The 251-nt window shown below is 61.0% G+C and carries 1 protein-coding gene; it reads left to right on the forward strand.

What is annotated here, in order from left to right:
• On the forward strand, positions 1-251 hold a 251-nt coding region (locus tag SB754_RS21880), incomplete at both ends, for a hypothetical protein (protein WP_410784408.1).

Below are 251 nucleotides of genomic sequence, written 5' to 3' on the forward strand. Positions count from 1 at the left end.
CGGCACTCACCCTCATTCTCGGACTGGTGCTCACGGGGTTGTACTCATCGGCCGACGAAAACGGGCTGCATCGCATTTTCCAGCGCCGGGGGCTCTCGGGCTGTGGTATCGAGGACGGACGGGTAGTGGACGTGCAGTACAACTTGTCCTCGACCGGTCCTTTCCCCGGTTGGTATTACGGCGTCCCCGTCATGATCAGCACAGTCCTGCTGGTCATCGTCGTTTACTGGTCGCTACTCAGGATCGCCGCC

The sequence above is a fragment of the Leifsonia sp. SIMBA_070 genome (assembly GCF_046534635.1).
Classification (GTDB): Bacteria; Actinomycetota; Actinomycetes; order Actinomycetales; family Microbacteriaceae; genus Leifsonia.